Below are 19016 nucleotides of genomic sequence, written 5' to 3'. Positions count from 1 at the left end.
CATCACCTATATTTATACCGATCGATACATATGTATCGCCACGACGGGCAGGGGCACGCCTGCGCCTGCCTGCGCCCTCACACTTACAAGGATATTTGCCGTGAATCACGCCACGCTTACCACCGGAGCCAGCCCTGCGCTGGCCGACCGCCTCCCCGTCGCCGGCCTGCTGGCCCTGGCCATGACGGGGTTTATCTGCATCGTCACGGAAACCTTGCCCGCCGGCTTGTTGCCGCAAATTAGCGCCGGACTCGGCATCAGCGCCGCGCTGGCCGGGCAAATGGTCACGGCGTATGCGCTCGGCTCGCTGCTGGCGGCCATACCGCTGACCATCGCCACGCGCGGCTGGCGCCGCCGCAACGTGCTGCTGCTGACCATCATCGGCTTTCTCGTGTTCAATACCGTCACGGCCCTGTCGACGCACTACTGGCTGACCCTGGCGGCCCGCTTCTTCGCGGGCATGGCGGCCGGACTGGCGTGGAGCTTGCTCGCCGGCTACGCGCGGCGCATGGTGGCGCCGCAGCAGCAAGGCCGCGCCCTGGCCCTGGCCATGGTGGGCACGCCCGTCGCCCTGTCCCTGGGCGTGCCGCTGGGCACCCTGCTCGGTTCCCTCGTCGGCTGGCGCGCCGCGTTCTGGATCATTTCCGCCCTGACATTGGTCCTGATCGCCTGGGTGCTGGCGAAGGTGCCGGACTACCCGGGCCAGTCCGCCCATGAACGCCTGCCCCTGCGCCGCGTCTTCACGACGCCGGGCGTGCGCCCCGTGCTGGCCGTCGTCATCGCCTGGATGCTGGCGCACAATATTCTCTACACCTATATTGCCCCCTTCGTCGCGCCGGCGGGATTGACGCAGCGGGTCGACCTGGTCCTGCTCGTCTTTGGCGCCGCCGCCCTGGCCGGCATCTGCGTCACGGGCAGGCTGGTCGAGCGCCACCTGCGCACCGCCGTGCTGGCCAGCCTGGCCGTGTTTGCCGCGACGGCCCTCGTGCTGGGCATCGCCTCGCATCTGCCCGCCATCGTCTATGTGGCCATGGCCGTCTGGGGCCTGAGCTTTGGCGGCGCGGCCACGCTGTTGCAGACGGCGCTGGCCGACACGGCCGGCAGCGGCGCCGACGTGGCCCTGTCGATGAATGTGGTGGCGTGGAATGGCGCCATCGCGGCCGCGGGCATCGTCGGCGGCGCCCTGCTGCAGATGTGGGGTGCGGGCGCCTTTCCGTGGGCCATGCTGGCCTTGCTCACGCTGGCGTTCGCGATCGCCTGGTCGGCCCGGTCGCATGGTTTCCGCCCGGGGCGGCGCAGCGGCGGCGCGCCCGTGGCCGGGCATTGATCACGCGGGCGCCGACGGCACCGTCAGGATGCGGGGCACGTGCCCCGTGTGCGCGAGGAAACGGACCAGGGCGGCATGCGACAGCAGCACGGTAGCCGTGTTGCGCAGCGGATGGGCTTGCAGATGGCCGGCGTCCCACACGGCCTGGTCCAGCACCAGCTCCACGGCTTGCGTGCTGTCATGCAGCAAGGCAAACAGGCTGACGGCGCCGGGTGCGATGCCCAGGTGCCGCTGCAGCCGTTCGGGCGAGGCCATGCTGAGCTTACTCGCAGGCAACAGCCACCCCAGCGCCGCCACGTCGATGCGCCGGTCGAAGGGCACGATGACGAGGAAATGCCGCCTGCCCTTCTCGTCGCGCAGGAACAGGTTTTTCACCATCAGGCCCGGCATGGGCGGCACGTGCAGCAGCGCTTCGCCGATCGTATGCACGGCCGGATGCTCGGCCAGCCGGTATTCGCCGGCGCTGCTTGCCAGCCAGCGGGACAGGGTTTCTTGCATGGTCACTCCTCAGCGCGAACGAATGCGCGATGAAGAGATTGTAGCGGCGCACCGTGCGGAACGCTTGCCGTCAAGGCTGGTCCTCGTCCTTGTCGTCCTTGTCGGCCGCCGCCAGCCCCCAGTCATTCCAGCCCTCGCCGAACAGCTCGATCGGATGCTGTGTCCGTTCGGAGCCATTGCCGCAGCGCATGGCATCCGGCGAGCAGTACTGGTCGCAGCCCCAGCAGATGCGCTCGGGGTTCCTGGGGTTGAGGGGAAAGGGCTTGGCCATGGCGATGGGGTCCGTTGAGGTCTTGTCGACGACTCTAGACCCGGCGCGGGGGACGGTCAAACGAATTTCGGCGGGGAATTTGTCCTGGGTCAAGGTTGTGCCGATGGTGGAACTGCGGCGCGGCGCCGTACCCTATTCCCGAGCGTTCCCGACGGAGATGGCAACTTCCAGCACGGTCCGCGCGTAATTGACACCACCGTCCGCCGCAGCTTGCGCCTTCAGCTCGTCCAGCGCATACACCATCGTCACCGTGGCACCGGGCACGAACAGCCGGCTGTCCTGCGAGTGGTGCGCGTAGATGCTCTCGTCCACAGTCGAGCCATCCGCCAGGCGCAAGGTGACGCTGTTGACTTGATCGCCGCGGCGGCTGTCCTGGCCCGCGAAAGACGTACGCTCGATGCTGCCCGTCACCGTTTGCGTCAGGAGGCGCCCGGCCGCGATGCTGTCCCACCACTCCGCGGAGGCAAACAGGCCGTGGCTGCCTTTCAGGCCCATGTGGGGCCTGGACTCGTCGAGGGTGAGCGCCCGGGTCTTGGCGACGCGGCCGGGGTCCCGTGCAAGGGCGCCGGCCAGGGTGTAGACGGTTTTCATGAGGCGCGGGCTTTCCCGGAAGCGGTCGCTCAATGCTTGCGCCGAATCACGTAGGCATTGCCCGCAGCTTCAAAACCGAGCGTCGGATAGTAGGACATGGCATCCGGGGCCGACAGCAGTATCAGGGACACGTCGTCGCCGATGACGGCCTGGGTGCGCCGGACAAGTTCCTTGCCGATGCCCAGGCCCTGGTATTGCTTGTCTACCGCCAGGTCCGAGAGATAGCAGCAGTAGGCATAATCGGTCAGCGAGCGGGCCAGCCCCACGAGCTTGCCATCCACCCATGCCGACAGCAGCAGGCCGGGCGCGGCAAACATGCGCGCGATCCTCGGCAGATCGGCCGTCGGCCGCTTGATGCCCGACTGGTCGAAGACGCGAACGACATCGACCGGGTCCAGGGGGAAATTGTGACGATATTCTACGGGCAGGTTTTTCATGGGCTTAAGAGTACGGCGTAATTGCGCAAGGGCGCGCCAGGCGGGCGAGCCTGGCATGCGGGTTCGGGCAGGCCTTGCCGGCACCTGCAGCTACCAGGGTGGCGCTTGCCTGGGGCAGGCGGCATCCGGTTCTGGCCGAGTCAACCCGATGGCGACCGGCCATTCCTTGTCATCAGGTGAACGATATTTCCAAACCGAGCATCTTGACGAGGTCGAAGGTGACGAAGCCCAGGCCCAGGAGCAGCAGCACGAAGATGGCGACCGCCTTGCCGCTGGCGCGCAGCACGGCGCGCCGCTCTTCGATCTTGCCCTTCCTCCCTTGATCGTAATGCCACTTGATGGCGAAGAACATGCCCGTGCCGAGCACGAGGCCCTTGAAGGTAACGAAGACTATCGGGATCCAATCGATCATTTTGAGTATTTCCAGCTATTTCCAGCTATTACTTGACACTATCCATGGTGAGGAGCACTGCCTCAAAACGCTGCAGCAGCAGCGACATTTTTTCAACCCCTCCCCAGCCACCCTGCCTGAGTCTTTCATTATAGCCACCTATGAAACAACAAGGGCATCGCACGCCGTGCGTTGCCGCATCCGGACGGGAGAGGAGAAAACCCCGGCGACTGCCATGCAAGGTGGCGTTGCCGCAGGTTCTGATGCATACTACTTAAAAACAATTTCCATACATTGAGACAAAATGTCCCACTTAAAAACCATACAAGATGATGCTTTGCCACCCTGGATGCCCCGCCTGGCCGGGTACAAAGGGCCGCGTTTTTTACAGATTGCCGATGCCTTGCAAGCGGCGGTGGCAAACGGATCGCTGACCCCGGGCGACCGCCTGCCGCCGCAGCGCCAGCTGGCAGCCCAGCTGGGCGTCGACCTGACGACGATCACGCGCGCCTACGACGAAGCCCGACGCCGCCACTTGCTGGAGGGCCGCGGCGCCCGCGGCACGTATGTCGCGGCGCCGAAGGTGGAGTTGACCGCCATCCTCGACCTGAGCATGAATACCCCGCCGCCGCCCGATGGCGTGGACTTCGACGACATGCTGAAACAGGGGCTGTCGCAAGTATTGATGCGGGCAGATAATGAATTGCTGATGACTTATCACCTGGGCGGAGGAAGCGACTCCGACCGCAAGGCCGGCGCCAAATGGCTGGCACCGATGTTTGGCCATGTGGATACGCAGCAGCTGGTCGTCTGTCCCGGTGCGCAGGCGGCGATCGCCGCCTTGATCCTGGCGCTCACGGAGCCTGGCGACGTCATCCTGGCAGAGCCGGCAAGTTATCCCGGCTTGCGTGCGGCAGCGGGCCAGTTCGGCCGGCAGCTCATGGCGGTGGAAGCGGACAGACACGGGATGGTGCCCGAGAAGCTCGAGCAGGCGTGCCGCCAGCACAAGCCTGCGCTGATCTACCTCAATCCGACCTTGCAGAACCCGACCGCCATCACCATGCCGGAACGCCGGCGCAAGGAGCTCGCCGGCATCGCCCAGCGCTGCAAGGTGCGCATCGTCGAGGACGATCCCTACTGGCTCCTGGCCGAAGCCCCGCCGCCGCCGATTGCCACGTTTGCCCCGGAACAGGTGGCTTACATCTCCACCCTGTCGAAATGCCTGACGCCCGGCCTGCGCGTCGCCTTCGTGCTGATACGCGACCCGCTCGAACGCGAACGCTTCCTCGTCGCGCTACGCTCCTTCGCGCTGATGGTCGCCCCCTTGACGGCCGCCCTGGCCACCCAGTGGATACTCGACGGGTCGGCGGACCGCCTGATGGACGGCGTGCGCCAGGAGGCGCGCCTGCGCCACAGGATGGCGCGCGATATCCTGGCGGGGCGCTACAGCGGCCTGGGTGACGGCCTGCATGTATGGCTCGAGCTGCCGGCGTACTGGAATTCCTCGCAGCTGGCGCAGGCAGCCGCCAGCTCCGGCATCGCAGTCACGCCGGCGGAGGCATTCGCAACGGGCAGCGGCGCCGTGAATGCCATCCGCATCTCCCTGGGCAGCATCAAGGACCGCGGGCGCCTGCAGGCGGGCCTGCAACGGCTGTCCCACCTGCTCGCGCGGCGGCCCGAGTCCTTCAGCGCGGCGGTGGTGTGACGGTCAGGGAAGCGCGGCGCTCCGGCCAGGGGGCTCTCGATACGGCCGCATTGGCCTGCGGCGCCGGTGTGCATGTCCCGCCGGCTCAGATCCAGATGCGGTACAGCCAATAGCTTTCATCCGTCTGCGCGAGCGTCGCCAGCTCGCGCGGGCTTGCGCCGACCAGTGCGCGCGCATCGCGCGACAGGTGGGCTTGATCCGCATAGCCCGAGCGGGCCGCCACGTCGGACAGCGACATCTTCCCCTGCTGCTGCTCGCGCGTCGCCGCCACCAACGATTCCTCGGCCCTTGCCAGGCGGCGCAGCATGCGCAAGGGATGCCCCGTCCAGACACGGACGCGACGCTCCACCATTCGTGCGCTGCGTCCCGCGCCGGCCGTTGCGGCCCGCAGGGCGAGCGCCTGCAGCCAGTCGTGGATGGGCGCCCACAAGGCGCCCTCGGCGCCGCGCTCCTGGCGCCATCGCGGCTCCAGCCAGTCTTCCAGCACGGCGATACGGGCCTCGTCGTCCGCTGCCGCCAGCAGGGGCGCCGACAGCGCCCGCCACTCTTCGCCAAGCGCGGCGCCAAGTTCGGCCATGTTGTTGATCTGGGTGGACATGTCCAGCCCCGTCAGCCGATGCAGCGCGTCGGCGAAGAACAGCACGGTGATCGTATGCACGGGGCCGGGATTGGCAGTCATGCAGGGCAGCGTGCGCGGGCCGGAAAAGACCGCGTCGCCAGGGCCAGCCTCCTCGCCGGTGGCCGGCTCCACCAGTGTGGCGTTTCCCTCGATCATCCAGGTAATGGCGCAGAACGGCGTCGCGGGAAAGCGATTCAGGCGCTGCGCCGCCGGCAAGGGAGCTGCGCCCATGGTGCTGCGTACCAGCCAGGCCCGTACGCAGGAAGCCAGCGCCACGCGGGGGGCGACGAGGCGGGCGACGGTCGGCGGGCAGATGGCATCAGGTGGCGTCATGCCAGCATTGTAGCGTGTCGCAAACGTTCAAGACCTGCCTGACGGGGCAAACGATACTGCCTGCATCACCTGCCAACCGAGGGAGTCTCATGAATACCGCTGCCATGCCCGTCTCACGCGAAATCGCCGACTTGCCGGCCCCGCCCGCGCTGCCGTTTCTCGGCAATGCGCACCAGCTCAACCCCCGCACCATCCACCAGACCATGGAACAATGGAGCGGGCGCTACGGCCCGATATTCCGGGCCAGCATCGGCAGCCGGCAGGTGGTGGTGCTGTCTGACAGCAAGGCGATCAGCCAGGTGCTGCGTGCGCGGCCCGACACTTTCCGCCGCCCCGCCGTGACGGCCGATATCTCGGCCGAACTGGGCGGCGCTCCCGGCGTCCTGCTGGCCGAGGGCGGCGACTGGCTGACGCAGCGCCGCATGGTCATGCACGGCTTTTCGCCATCCATGGTCAAGGCGTATTTCCTGCGCCTGCGTCAGGTGGGCCTGCGGCTGGCGCAGCGCTGGAGCGCGGCGGCGCAGGCGCAGCAGGAGATGGATCTGTCCGGTGACCTCAAACGCTACACGGTCGACGTGATTGCCGGTCTCGCCTTTGGCGAGGACGTCAATACGCTGCAGAACGGCGACGACAAACTGCAGGACCATGTGAGTGTCGTGATGGCCGGGGTGGCCCGCCGCTCGCTGATGCCCTTCCCTTACTGGCGCTGGCTGCGGCTTCCCGCGGACCGCCGCCTGGAACGCAGCGTAGGCGCGCTGCAGGCGGCGACGGATGGTTTTATCGCCCAGGCAAGCAAGGCGCTTGCGGCCGATCCGGCACTGCGCGCCCAGCCCGTCAACATGCTGCAGGCCATGCTGCTGGCGGCCGAGAAACCCGGCAGCGGCGTCAATCATGCCGTCATTGCCGGCAATGTCTCGACCATGCTGCTGGGTGGCCAGGAAACGACTGCCAGCGCCCTGGCCTGGCTGATATGGCTGCTGTGGCAGCATCCGGCGGCCCTGAAACAGGCGCAGCAGGAAGTACTGGACAAGGTGGCCGATAGCTGGACGATGACGCCCGAACAGCTGGATGGGCTCGACTATGTGGAAGCCTGTGCGCTTGAAGCCATGCGCCTGAAGCCGCCCGCGCCCTTCCTGCCGCTGCAGGCGCTGTACGAGACCAACGTATTGGATGTGCGCCTGCCGGCGGATACCCTGCTGTGGTGCGTACTGCGGCACGACAGCATGGACGAGGCTTTCCTTCCCGGCGCGCAGCGTTTCACGCCGGAGCGATGGCTGGGTGACGATGGCGCTGCCCGCCGGCTGTCCATGCCGTTTGGTGCCGGGCCACGAATGTGCCCAGGGCGCTACCTGGCACTGATGGAAATCAAGGTGGCGATGGCAACGCTGCTGGCCAACTTTGAGGTAACGCAAGTCCGGCCATTGACGGGGAGCGCCCCCAAGGAAGTGATGGGCTTCACGATGATGCCCGCGCCGCTGGCCATCACCTTACGCCAGCGCGGACCGGCGGCAGCGGGCTGATCGCGGCCGGACAGCGATCTGTTCATGGAGCCTTATCCCTTGCGCGGCGGCAAGAAGAGCCACCGCGCCGATGCCATGGGCAAGTGCTGCCGCACATGCGCGCTCGCGCCCACGATGCACCCTAAGGCAACCGGATTCCAGCATGGCAGGCAGGCCTGCTGCCGGCAGGGGCCGTGCCTGGCGGGCCGAAAATGACTTTTTATTGTTTTTCAAACTTTAGGTCCACTTGCCATATTGATACATACAACTTCTCTTGCACGATGGTTTCCGCTGACCGGCCCCGGAGGGATCCGCCGCCCTCGCGGGATGGAACGCCAGCGCAACACAGGAAAAACCGACTCACCCATGAATTCATATGCCCATGCGTAAATTTCACCGCCTGTCGGCCTGTGTCCTGGCAGCCTATATATTGCTGCATCTTGGCAATCACCTCGTGGCCCTTGCCGGCGCCCACGCGCACATCGCCTTCATGGAGGCGATCCGGCCACTCTATCGACACGCCATGGTCGAACCGGTGCTGCTGGCGTGCGTGCTGTTTCAATGCGGCAGCGGAATATGGATGGTCCTGCAGAAACGGAAAAAACGCTACGGCCTGGTAGCGTGGCTGCAGGCCGGCTCAGGAATCTACCTGGCCCTGTTCCTGCTTTTCCATGTCGGCGCAATCCTGTTCGGCCGCGCCGTACTCAAGCTCGACACGAATTTTTACTATGCCGCAGCCGGTTTGGCGCGGATGCCCTATGAACTGTTCTTTGCGCCCTACTATTTCTTCTCAGTCTGCGCCCTGTTCACGCACCTGGGCTGTGCCCTGTACAGGCAAGTCGCAACACGCTCCCCGACGGTGCGCAGTCTCGCCATTGGCATCCCGGCGGGAATCGGCCTGCTGGCCGCCCTGCTGATTAACCTGGCATTGGCGGGCAAGCTCCACCCGCTCGACATTCCCACGCAGTACTTGAGCATTTACCGGTAAGCGGGGGAGTGAGAGTAACGGACTGGAGCATGCATCGAGGAGGCATCGCCCTTGCCTTGCCGTCGCGGTAGCTGCACGGACAATCTGCGGTGCGGTTGGCGTGGCATGGCGGTCATCCGGTGCGACGGGTTGGTCTGCCATTTGGATACGGGATGAGGCTGAGTACCGTGGCGGCGGGCTTGGCTGGAGACCTGGTTGGAGCCACGGGAGCCTGCGGCTCAGGGGTTGCACTGCGGCAGCGCTTGGAGGATTCGGGGCGGGTTGAGCCGGTTGGGCCAGCCCTTCGAGTCTCACGCGCAGGGCGGGCAGGTGCCCTGCTGGAAGCGGTGTAATGCACAAACCTACTATTCATGCGCCTTATATGACCACCTAGCAGCAGCGTACCTACGCTTGTACCGTCGATTGAAAAGAAACAGAATTTCTCGATCTTTGACTTTTTCGGCGGTACGCGGTTGCCTGCGACCTTCGAGCATGGGACGCGAGCGCAAGCTTGGGAATCTCGACAAGAGACTCAACAACCATGCGGGCTTGCGGATCGTTTTTGCTTCGCAAAGGCAACATCATAGCAGCCCAACAAGATAGGATCCTTGGGCCTGATTTTACGTTTGTGGATTATTTCAGTGCCGCTTAACGTACCAAATCAGGTTCATGAGAAAAAATAATGTTCTTGCAATCGTCGCAAGTTCAACAATGTCACTCTTGCAGTTAAATATTTCCTAAAAATCATACCAATTAGGTATTATGTAGAAGTATTGCAATTTTTTAGCTCACGAGAGCAACTACTTACGTCAAGGATGCATATGACAGGACAAGTCGTTACAGTTATGAACATGAAAGGTGGCGTTGGCAAGACCACTGTATCTATGCACTTGGGGGCACTTACCGCTGGCACTACGTTCCCAAATCAAAGACCTAGAAAGGTTCTGCTGATTGATTACGACCCACAGTTCAATTTATCTCAAGCTCTGCTTCCGTCAAAAAGGTACTTTGAGCTTGAGGAGGCAAAAAAAACAATATTATCTGTTCTTGTCGATGATGACTCAACGCTTGACCCCTACCATCTTCAGGTACCTGGTAATGAAAATCCACCGAAAGTTGGAGACGTTCGAGCTAAAATTCTTCATTTCACAGATAGCTCCACTCTCGATCTGATCCCATCAACCTTAAATCTAATGTATGTTGCACTTGGCGAGGCCAACACCAGTACGAAACCGATGGAGGTACGATTCGAAAAATTTATAAAGGAATGCAAGAAGGAATATGATTTAATAATTATCGATTGCCATCCAGCAGGGTCAATCTTCACGAAGACATCGCTGAGAAATTCGGATCATGTATTAATACCTGTCGCACCACAACGTTATGCACTCCGTGGCATTGGATTAATGATGTCTTTCATTGATTCCAAGAAACAAGGCTCCAAAGGACCAACCCCACATATCTTATTTAATTTAACTGGACGCAATGGTGTAACAAGAACGGAAACAGAGATCCGAGACAATAAAAAATATGAATCTAGTTGCTTAAAAAACACACTGAAAAAATATAGTGCTTTAAATGATTTAGATGGTGGGAAAGGCTATCTCTGGCAGAACAAAAAATCATACAGCACAGAAGCATGGAGAAACGCGGTGCAAGTTACAGGCGAGTTTTTATTCCGCATAGGAGTATTCAAATGAAAAAATCGAGAGCCAATACTGATTTAATTAGAAAAATCGTAGGACATATTCTCTCATCGGAATTTACAGAAATACAAATAAATTCAATTGCATTGGATTTAGTTAGGAATCCAAAATTCTGCGCCGACTTAGGCAATTCCTTAAGAAAATCAATTCAAGCAATAAGTGGAATCACCGATCAGACTCCAACACCATCAAAAGTATCAAAATCCGATATTTCAAAAGCCAGCCCTTACGATTTAGAGAGCGCAATAAAAGAAATTCAAGATAGAAAAATACCAAAAAAAATAGTTATATCAGCTATACCAAAAAACTTTCTTCCAAGAGTGTCCGACATGTCGCTAATGAAAATGTCGCTCAGAGATGTAATAACTCGATCCTTCCAAGGAAAATCAGAATATTCAATTGATTTTTTTCTTAAAAATCTAAACATTCAAAACGACTATGATCCTTACTTAGCTGGCATCGATAAAAAACGTTAGTGAAAAACATGACTACAAAACTAGAAAATGCGATGAAAGCCGTTGACTGGAATGCTAATGTTGAAGTATTTCTTCAAGATCAAAGTTTAATGTCCGAAATTGACCAATCTTGCATACGTCTTGCCATATGGGCAAAACAGCTTGAAAACATTGACTCGAAAAATCCTGCTATCAGTTTTGTGAGGGCAATGCAAATATCATCTCACCATGCTGTTGCCACAATGGGGCTAGCAATGTACAAAGCTTCGGCTGCATCAATACGAGGCATAGTTGAAAACGTATTGTATTACACATACTTTAGGACTCACCCTGCAGAACTAGCATCTTTAGTTCGAGATGCAAATTATTACGTATCAAAAGGCGAAATTTTATCCTTTCACAAAACACATAGCCCAGATTTTATGAAGTTACAGAACAAATTTGGTTTGCTTTCCAGAATTGAAAATTGGTATAGCGCAATTTCAGCGATCGTTCATGGCCAAATACCTGGAGTGTGGACGGATCAAAAGGGCATTGCTGACACAAAACCAAATATTTCAACTTTAAAAATGGCAGTAAAAGAATTCTGCGAAGGAGAAAAAATCGTACACGATCTTTTATTGATAACCATTGGCAAGGAAAATTGGGACGCATTTTCCCATACCTCAAAAAAAATATTGCTTTCTGGAGTGTCTGGGGATCAAAAAAATATTTTAAATTTGGACAAGCACTAAAATTAAAATAAAAATAAAAATATTTTTACAAAAATCTCTTCAAAATAGTTTGAAATTATCTATTTTGGAATTGATATTGATTGACATATAAATACCAAAAATTAGAAGCTCTGATTTTTTTGCACAAGGAATCTCTCAAAGTGCGTCAAAATGCGTCAAATCGCACGCCCCCTCTTCGCCCCGCCGCACCAGTACTCATGCGCCTTCGTCCATGGCGTAAATTTGAGTTAAAAGAGCCCTATATAGCGGGCAGGTGTGGAGCGGGCGCAACTGCGCGCGCCGGGCCGAAATGGGCGTTTTTCTTGCTTTTCGCGCGCCACAGCAGGCAGGGACGTAAAAAAACCACCTCGTGGGCGGCCTGTGGGGTGGCTGGGGCGGTTCGGCGCGGCTTGCCGGGCCTCATCGGCCCTGCACGCTATCGCGCCGTAGCGGTCATTCTGGGCGGCCGGCGCGGGCCTTCGCGGCCAGCTCCTTTTCGTAGTCGTCGCGGCAGTCGATGTTGCAAAACCGGAGGCCCGGCACCAGCGGCTCGTCGCAGTAGTGGCAAGCGCCGTGCGACACCAGGCCGATGCTGCGCCGCACGGCGGCCAGGCCGCGCACCACCTCGGCGTAGATGATGCTGTCGGTCTTGTCGATCTGGTCGCTCATGCTGCGCCCTCCCCGCCCTTGACCAGTTCATACGGGGCGAACTTCACCACTTCCACGCCGGCCCATTCGTTGATCGCCATGAACTGCGACTGCAGCGGCACCAGCTTGTTGCGCGCGAACACGCGTGCGGCTGGCTCGACGGCGCCAAAGCCGCCGGCATTGTTCGGCAGGATGCCCATGAGCTGCGGCGGCACGCGGTGTGCGGCCAGCTGGTCGTCGCGCGTGACGCTCTTGATGTTGAAAAACTCGTCCTTGGCGGCCACGTCGGACACCGGCAGGATCTGGATGCCATCCATCTTGCCGTTCGGTGCGTACATGAACAGGTTGCGGAAGTTGCCCGGCCCCTTGCTGTCGCGCATGGCCTGGCGCAGGTTGTCCACGTCCTGCGTGTCCGCCGCGGCGTCCGTCATGTAGAACACGAAACCGGCATGCGAACCGTTCTTGTAATACTTGCGGCGAAACAGGGTCGCCGCCTCGTTGAGCCAGGCCGATTGCAAGGCGCTCAGGTACTGCGGCACGCCGTACAGCTCCTGATTGACGTCCGGTTCCATCAGGTGGAACACGCGGCCCTTGTCGAACTGGTGCACGGCCTGGTAGCCGTTCACAAAAAAATACGTGTCCAGATCGACGCCGCGCCGCATGTACTTGGCAGCGCATGCTGATACGCCAGCGCCTTGCCGCTTGAGGTACGAGGGTCAGGTCCGCCGTCCGGACACGGGCTGAGGCGTTGGGTGCCGTGAAAGCGTGCTCAGCAGAGAGCCTAATTAGAACCACGAACGCGCGCCCACGGCGCGCGGGGCTGCCGCGCTGCGGCAGCGGTTGGAGGATTCGGGGCGGGCTGGGCCGGCAGGCCCAGCCCTTCGAATCTCACACGCAGGGCGCGAAGGCGCCCTGCTCGCTTCCGACAGGCAATAAAAAACCGCCCGAAGGCGGTTTCTTTATTTCCTGGCGGAAGCGGTGAGATTCGAACTCACGAACAGTGTAACCCGTCGCCAGTTTTCAAGACTGGTGCCTTCAACCACTCGGCCACGCTTCCAGATGGCAGCATTATACATAAAGGTCAGTGGCTTACCAATGGCGAGTCGCCGGTGCCGCACATTTAAGCGTCAAGGCAAGCTGCGGGGACAGGCCGCGGCCCTGCGCCGGGGGCTTCCCTGCCTGCGCCGGCGCGCCACGGCAGCACCGTTACACGCCCCAGTTTTCCCGCAGGGCCCGCTCGAACTCGCGCGCCGGCAGGGGGCGTGAGAACAGGTAGCCTTGCACTTCGTCGCAGCCCGAACTCTTCAGGAAGGCCAGCTGTTCCGTCGTTTCCACGCCTTCCGCGATCACCTTGTGGTGCAGCTGCTGGGCGATGCTGATGATGGTGCTGGCGATGGCGCAGTCGCTGGCGTCCGTGGGGATGCCGGTGGTAAACGATCGGTCGATCTTTAACGTGTCGATGGGGAAGCGTTTCAGATACGACAGGCTGGAGTAACCCGTGCCGAAGTCGTCCAGGGACAGGGCCACGCCCAGGGCCGTGATGCGGTCCATGATGCCGATCACGCGCTCGATGTTGTGCATCAGCGTGCTTTCCGTGATTTCCAGCTCCAGCCAGGCCGCTTCCAGGCCGTAGCGGGCCAAGGTGGCCGCCACCCTGGCGGGCAAGGCCGCCGTGAATTCGCGGGCGGACACGTTGACGGCCAGGCGGATGGGCGGCAGGCCCGCCAGCTTCCAGGCCTGCGCCTGGGCACAGGCCGCTTCCAGCACCCATTCGCCCACCTGCACCACCAGGCCCGTCGATTCGGCCAGGGGGATGAATTCGGCGGGCGGGATCATGCCATGCTGCGGGTGGTGCCAGCGCACCAGGGCTTCGGCGCCGATGATGCGCCCGCTCGCCAGCGCATATTTCGGCTGGAAGTGCAGCAACAATTGCTGCTCTGATAACGCCTGGCGCAAGCCTGTTTCCAGGCGCATGCGTGCCTGCATGCCCAGATTCATGTCCTGGCTGTAGAAGGCCACGCTTTCCGCCTCGCCGCCGCTGTCCTGCTTGGCGCGGTACATGGCAATGTCGGCCAGGCGCAGCAGGGTTTCCGCGTCCTGCCCGTCCTGCGGATACACGCTGATGCCGATGCTGGCGCCCACGCGCAGGTCGTGGCCTTCGATCAGGAACGGCTCCACCAGCGACGCGAGGAGCTTTTGCGCCACCATGCTCGCTTCGAAGTGCTGGCCGATGTCGAACAGGCCGACGGCGAACTCGTCGCCGCCCAGGCGCGCCACCAGGTCCTGGTCGCGCAATGCCTGGCGGAAACGCAAGGAAACCTGGCGCAGCAGCTCGTCGCCGATGCGCCGGCCCAGGGTGTCGTTGATCAGCTTGAAACGGTTCAGGTCGATGAACAGCACGCAGCCGAGCATCTTGCTGCGCTGCGCCACGGAAAGGGCCTGGTCCACCAGCTTGGCCAGCAAGGTGCGGTTGGGCAGGCTGGTCAGCGGGTCGTAATATGCCAGGTGGTGCAGGCGCTCTTCGGCCAGCTTGCGTTCCGTGATGTCCGTCAGGTAGGCGATCAGGCCGATGGGCTTGTCGTCCATGTCCTGCAGCGGCGACAGCGACAGGCTGGCCCAGAAGATCTCGCCGGACTTCTTGCGGCGACGCACTTCCATCAGGCGCCCGCCCTGCTCCAGGAAGGCGTCGTGGAAACCCGTGTCTTCATCGTCGTACAGGAACAGGATGTTGCGCCCCACGGCTTCCACCGAGGAATAGCCGAACAGGCGCTCGGCGCCCTTGTTCCAGCTGGTGATGTAGCCCGTCAAATCCATCGTCAGCACGGATTCGTGCAGCTGGTCGAGGATCTGCGTCTGCTGCGCCAGCAAGGCTTCCACTTGCGCAAACGCATGGGTCGAGCGCTGCGCCAGCGAGTGCACCTGCAGCACACCGGCCGTCAGCGATGCCAGGCTGGCCAGGTGGCGGCGGTCGGCGTCGTTGTACAGGCTGCGGCCGGCCACGGCATAGTGGCCGTAGCAATGGCCGTCGAAGCTGACTTCCTGCAGCAAGGCAGGCGTGTCGCGCGCAAACGGCGCGGGCGGCGCGGCAGTATCGGCGCTGATTGCGGGCAGGAACTGGCAATACGGGCTGGCCATCACGGCGCCGGCGATGCGGCCCAGCTCGGCCATCAGTGCCGGGCCACGCAAGCGCACGACGGCGTCGCACAAGGCGGCGCTGTCACTGAGGTAATCCGACACCGGCAGCAAGGTCATGCTACAGGTTCCGGCTGACCTGGATGGCCCACTGGTAGGCCTGCAGCAGGCTGCGCCAATAGGTTTCTCCATCGATGCCGGCGCGGCGCAAGCCCTCGGGCGGCGGCGCCGTGCTTTCCACCAGCGCCAGCAGAGTGCCCAGTTCGCCGCTGCGTTCCAGCAAGGCGGCGCTGACGGCGGGCGCCAGGTTCAGGGTGGCGATGATCTCCCCCATCGGCATGCCCAGCAAAATATCCAGCAGGGAAAACACGCCCGCCATGAAGGCCAGGTCCTGCGCGTCGCGGTCGCCGCCGCGCAGCTGGCACAGCGCTTCCATCTGCGCCGCGCGCACGGCCGCCAGCGGCAGCAGCGCGTGGATCTTGCCATCGTCCTGCTGGCGCGCGTACAGCAGCAGTTGCAGCCAGCGCTGCAGCTGGCGCCGGCCCAGCAGGGTGATGGCCTGGCTGAAGCTGGTGATCGGCGCCGTGAAACCGAAGGCGGCCGAATTGACCAGTTTTAACAGATGATAGCTGAGCGACGGGTCCTGCTTGAGCGGCACTTCCAGTTCGTGCGCATCCGCATCGCGGGCCAGCAGGCCCAGCAGCGCGAGCACGCGGCGGCGCGAGGTGGCGTCTTCCGGTTCGCTTTGCTGGCGCGCATGGTGCAGGGCATAATCGCCGGCAAACCAGCTCGCGCCCAGTTCCTGCAAGGCCGCGAGACGGCCTGCGTCGCCGATGTTGTAGGCCAGGTGCGGCCCCGGCAGGGGCAGCAGCTGGTGCAGGCCCGGCAGCTCGCCGGCCGCGTCGATGGCCAGCGCGCGCGCCTCGACCTGCGCCGCCGCCACGGGACCGGCGCCAGGGCCGTCCAGGACGATGCGGTAGCCGGCGTCGCGCCACTGCTGGCATTTCTTTTGAATCTGCTTGTCGCCGGCAAACTGAGCCGGCAGGCGGAAGATGGTGCGCTGCGGCGCCAGTTGCGCCAGTACGGCCTCGTCCACGCCATGCGGGTCGGCCAGGGGAATGATGCAGTCGAGCGGCGCCAGGAACGCGTAGGCATCGGCGGCAGCCAGCGCCACGGTCAGCGCCGTCATGAGCGGGGCCGTCGAGGGCTGCGGTACATGCAAGGTGACAGCGACCCACTCGTTATGAGCATTGGCAACTGCTTGTAATCCCACCAAAGGAAACAGGTTTGATTCAGACGCTGACATCGGTATCTCAGTGTGGGTAGGGCGCCATAGTAAATAAACTGACCAGCATTGGCAACCCTGGCCCGGCAGGGATGCCATTTCGACAGCGAGAATCATTCTATCCGAATCTCACCCACGAAACAGTTTAATTTTGGCAATAAATGTTCAAAAAAAACATTCCCCCGGGAGACCAGCCTGCCATGCGGGTTTGAGAAAAATACACGGCCAGGGCCGCGCACCGTTCAGCTGCTGCCGTGCGCGTGCTCGACGGCATATTTGATCAGTTCGGCCTGCCCCTCGATGCCCAGCTTGCGCTTGATGTTCAGGCGGTGCGTTTCCACCGTGCGCACGCTCAGGTCCAGGTCGCGGGCGATCTGCTTGTTCGACTGGCCCGCCGCGATGTGCTGCAGCACCTGCTGCTCGCGCGTGGTGAGGAAGGAATCGTGCACCTGGGGGCGCGACAGCTGCCGCGCCAGGGCCGCGCTGTAATAGATGCCGCCGGACATCACCGTCTCGATGGCGACGACGATATCTTTCCCTGGCGCATCCTTGAGCACATAGCCGCGCGCGCCCGCCTGCAAGGCTTGCGACACGTATTCCAGCTTGTCGTGCATGGACAGGATCAGCACGGCGATGTGCGGGAATGCCTGCTTGAACAGGGCCGTCGCTTCGATGCCATTCGTGCCGCGCATATTGATATCCATCAATACCAGGTCCACCTGGTGCAGCCGCGCCTGAGCCAGCGCCTCGTCGGCGCCGCCCGCCTCGGCCACCACGTCGAAATGCGCCACCGCTTCCAGGCGCGCGCGCAAGCCGTCGCGCACGAGGGGATGGTCGTCCACCAGCAGGATTCTGATCGTCTCGGTCATGGTTCTTTGTATCTCAGTGTGTGGGGGGAAGGCCGAACCGCGCCAGCACCACGGTGCCGGCCGGCGAGGACGCGATGTGCAGGCTGCCGCCGATGGCTTCCATGCGTTCCGTCATGTTGCGCAGGCCGATGCCGCGCTGCGGGTGCAGGGCGATGCCGTCGAAGTCGAAGCCGCCGCCATTATCCTCGATGCGCAGCTCGACCGCCTTGCCCGCCTCGCGCAGGCTGACCTCGACGGCGCTGGCGTGAGCGTGGCGCTCGCTGTTCGTCAGCGCTTCCTGGGCGATGCGGAACAGCACGGTATTCACCATGTCGGGCAAGCCTTCTCCCGCCGTGGCCGGACTGGCCGTGAAACTGGCTTGCGCGCTGCTGCTGTCATTGAATTCATGCACGAGGTGGTCCAGCGCGGCGGCCAGGCCCAGGTCGTCGAGGATGGCCGGGCGCAGGTTGTGCGAAATGCGCCGCACCTCGCCCAGCACCTTGTTGAGCTGCTCGGCGGCCCGCTCGAAGGTGGCGGGCGCCTTGTCTTGCTGCTCGGCATTGCCGGCCAGGCGCGCGATGCCCGCCTCGATCTGCAGCTTGATGGACACGAGCCACTGGCTGATGCCGTCATGCAAGTCACGCGACAGCCGCGCCCGCTCCTCTTCCTGCGACTCCACCACGCGCTGCGCCAGCACCTTCAGCTTGGCGTCGGCCACGCGCAGTTCGCGCAGGTTCAGCACGAGGCCGCAGGCGGCCACGAGCAGCGAGCCGAGGATGGCGATGGCGGCGATCAGTTCCATGGTCGAGCGGATATTGCGCGACTGCTGGGCATCGACCTGGGCCAGCGCCTGGTCCACGTCATCCATGTAGATGCCCGTGCCCATCATCCAGCCCCATTCCGGCATCAGGATCACATAGCCGAGCTTGGGCGCGGACTTGTTCGTCGACGGCTTGATCCAGTTGTAGCGCTCGAAGCCGCCGCCGCTTTGCGCCCGCTGCATCAGGCGCTGGATGGTCAGATTGCCCTCGGCATCGCGCAAGTCCCACAGGTTCTGCCCCACCAGTTCGGGCTGGCGCGGATGCATCAGCGACTTGCCGTGCAAATCGTAGATGAAGAAATAGCCGTCGTCGCCATAGCTGAGCGAGGCAAGGATGCGCTTGGCTTCCTCTTGCGTGGCGGCATCCTTGCGCCCCGACTGGTACAGGGAGGCGATGGAATGGCTGGCCAGGGTCACGTAATGCTTGAGTTCGGCTTCCTTGCTGGCCAGGTAGGCTTGCTGGATGGTGGCGCGCTGCTGCTCGGCCAGGGTATTTGCCTGGTGCCGCACGGCAAAAGCGATGGCGCACAGGGCCAGGATCAGCGGCGTGATGGCCAGGAAAATGACTTTCTGTCTGAGTTTCATGGCCTGGCGCGAACTCCGGTGGCATCGATGCGGGTGGAAAGGGGTGATTTTACGTCGCCGCGCGGCGATCGGCCTGCGTAGTACTACTGAGCGTTACTGCGTAGTGCTGCGCTTGCCACGATTATACGGTTCCTGAATACTAGCCATAAGCTGCGGATACACCCGATGCACACCAAACTGGCGACG

Annotated in this window: 18 protein-coding genes, 1 tRNA gene and 1 pseudogene; 7 read left to right on the top strand and 13 right to left on the bottom strand. The window is 61.8% G+C overall.

The genetic code is table 11. The annotated features are described in order from the left end of the window. Nucleotides 1–181: 181 nt before the first annotated feature. Nucleotides 182–1327 (top strand): MFS transporter, encoded by a 1146-nt coding sequence (locus EBS11_RS02640; protein ID WP_290600390.1) that lies wholly within the window; start codon nt 182–184, stop codon nt 1325–1327. Here EBS11_RS02640 and EBS11_RS02635 read toward each other — a convergent pair whose 3' ends face one another. The 5 genes from EBS11_RS02635 to EBS11_RS02615 form a co-directional block, all read right to left on the bottom strand. Next, complete coding sequence (locus tag EBS11_RS02635; RefSeq protein WP_290600317.1) at nt 1328–1825, bottom strand: prolyl-tRNA synthetase associated domain-containing protein; 498 nt, start codon at nt 1823–1825, stop codon at nt 1328–1330. 70 nt (nt 1826–1895) lie between these two features. Continuing rightward, on the bottom strand, nt 1896–2096 hold the full coding sequence (locus EBS11_RS02630; protein WP_290600389.1) for a DUF3079 domain-containing protein: 201 nt from the start codon (nt 2094–2096) through the stop codon (nt 1896–1898). A 132-nt stretch (nt 2097–2228) separates the two neighbouring features. Next, on the bottom strand, nt 2229–2687 hold the full coding sequence (locus EBS11_RS02625; protein ID WP_290600316.1) for a hypothetical protein: 459 nt from the start codon (nt 2685–2687) through the stop codon (nt 2229–2231). Between the two features lie 29 nt (nt 2688–2716). Beyond that, nucleotides 2717–3124 (bottom strand): GNAT family N-acetyltransferase, encoded by a 408-nt coding sequence (locus tag EBS11_RS02620; RefSeq protein ID WP_290600314.1) that lies wholly within the window; start codon nt 3122–3124, stop codon nt 2717–2719. 172 nt (nt 3125–3296) lie between these two features. Continuing rightward, on the bottom strand, nt 3297–3536 hold the full coding sequence (locus tag EBS11_RS02615; RefSeq protein WP_290600313.1) for a hypothetical protein: 240 nt from the start codon (nt 3534–3536) through the stop codon (nt 3297–3299). A 283-nt stretch (nt 3537–3819) separates the two neighbouring features. Between EBS11_RS02615 and EBS11_RS02610 the strand changes: the two genes are divergently transcribed. Then, nucleotides 3820–5220 (top strand): PLP-dependent aminotransferase family protein, encoded by a 1401-nt coding sequence (locus EBS11_RS02610; protein WP_290600311.1) that lies wholly within the window; start codon nt 3820–3822, stop codon nt 5218–5220. Nucleotides 5221–5305: 85 nt separating this feature from the next. Here the strand turns inward: EBS11_RS02610 and EBS11_RS02605 are convergent, their stop codons facing one another. Next, nucleotides 5306–6172, bottom strand: coding sequence for a helix-turn-helix domain-containing protein (locus EBS11_RS02605; protein ID WP_290600310.1), 867 nt, complete (start codon nt 6170–6172; stop codon nt 5306–5308). Between the two features lie 89 nt (nt 6173–6261). On the opposite strand from EBS11_RS02605, the gene EBS11_RS02600 reads away from it, so the two are divergent. The 5 genes from EBS11_RS02600 to EBS11_RS02580 all read left to right on the top strand — a co-directional run bounded on the left by EBS11_RS02600 (nt 6262) and on the right by EBS11_RS02580 (nt 11533). Beyond that, nucleotides 6262–7692 carry a cytochrome P450 gene (locus EBS11_RS02600; protein WP_290600309.1) on the top strand — a complete coding sequence of 477 codons (1431 nt, stop codon included), beginning with the start codon at nt 6262–6264 and terminating at the stop codon, nt 7690–7692. A 361-nt stretch (nt 7693–8053) separates the two neighbouring features. Continuing rightward, the gene (locus tag EBS11_RS02595; RefSeq protein WP_290600308.1) at nt 8054–8659 is read left to right on the top strand and encodes a hypothetical protein; all 606 of its coding nucleotides are present in this window, start codon (nt 8054–8056) and stop codon (nt 8657–8659) included. Between the two features lie 800 nt (nt 8660–9459). Continuing rightward, nucleotides 9460–10338, top strand: a complete 879-nt coding sequence (locus EBS11_RS02590; RefSeq protein WP_290600306.1) for a ParA family protein — start codon at nt 9460–9462, stop codon at nt 10336–10338. Beyond that, complete coding sequence (locus EBS11_RS02585) at nt 10335–10820, top strand: hypothetical protein (RefSeq protein ID WP_290600304.1); 486 nt, start codon at nt 10335–10337, stop codon at nt 10818–10820. The genes EBS11_RS02590 and EBS11_RS02585 overlap by 4 nt, the downstream gene beginning before the upstream one ends. Nucleotides 10821–10828: 8 nt before the next feature. Then, complete coding sequence (locus EBS11_RS02580) at nt 10829–11533, top strand: hypothetical protein (RefSeq protein WP_290600302.1); 705 nt, start codon at nt 10829–10831, stop codon at nt 11531–11533. Nucleotides 11534–11965: 432 nt separating this feature from the next. On the opposite strand, the gene EBS11_RS02575 is transcribed toward EBS11_RS02580, so the two are convergent. From EBS11_RS02575 to EBS11_RS02545, 7 genes and pseudogenes are all read right to left on the bottom strand, one after another. Further along, complete coding sequence (locus EBS11_RS02575; protein ID WP_290600300.1) at nt 11966–12181, bottom strand: hypothetical protein; 216 nt, start codon at nt 12179–12181, stop codon at nt 11966–11968. Then, nucleotides 12178–12837, bottom strand: a pseudogene (locus EBS11_RS02570) (phage portal protein); the annotation flags it as partial. The gene EBS11_RS02575 and the pseudogene EBS11_RS02570, both read right to left, overlap by 4 nt. A 290-nt stretch (nt 12838–13127) precedes the next feature. Beyond that, a tRNA-Ser gene (locus EBS11_RS02565) sits at nt 13128–13217 on the bottom strand. A 149-nt stretch (nt 13218–13366) separates the two neighbouring features. After that, entirely contained in the window at nt 13367–15412 is a 2046-nt protein-coding gene (locus EBS11_RS02560; RefSeq protein WP_290600299.1) for an EAL domain-containing protein, read from the bottom strand. Between the two features lies 1 nt (nt 15413). Beyond that, nucleotides 15414–16481, bottom strand: coding sequence for an HDOD domain-containing protein (locus tag EBS11_RS02555; protein ID WP_365954689.1), 1068 nt, complete (start codon nt 16479–16481; stop codon nt 15414–15416). 338 nt (nt 16482–16819) lie between these two features. After that, nucleotides 16820–17446 carry a response regulator transcription factor gene (locus tag EBS11_RS02550; RefSeq protein ID WP_290600296.1) on the bottom strand — a complete coding sequence of 209 codons (627 nt, stop codon included), beginning with the start codon at nt 17444–17446 and terminating at the stop codon, nt 16820–16822. A gap of 13 nt (nt 17447–17459) precedes the next feature. Beyond that, the gene (locus tag EBS11_RS02545; protein WP_290600295.1) at nt 17460–18830 is read right to left on the bottom strand and encodes a cache domain-containing protein; all 1371 of its coding nucleotides are present in this window, start codon (nt 18828–18830) and stop codon (nt 17460–17462) included. Nucleotides 18831–19016: the final 186 nt, after the last annotated feature.

It is taken from the genome of Janthinobacterium sp., assembly GCF_009923995.1.
Lineage (GTDB): Bacteria > Pseudomonadota > Gammaproteobacteria > Burkholderiales > Burkholderiaceae_D > Janthinobacterium.
Note: the sequence above shows the minus strand (reverse complement) of the source record. Positions and strands in the feature narration are given on the sequence as shown.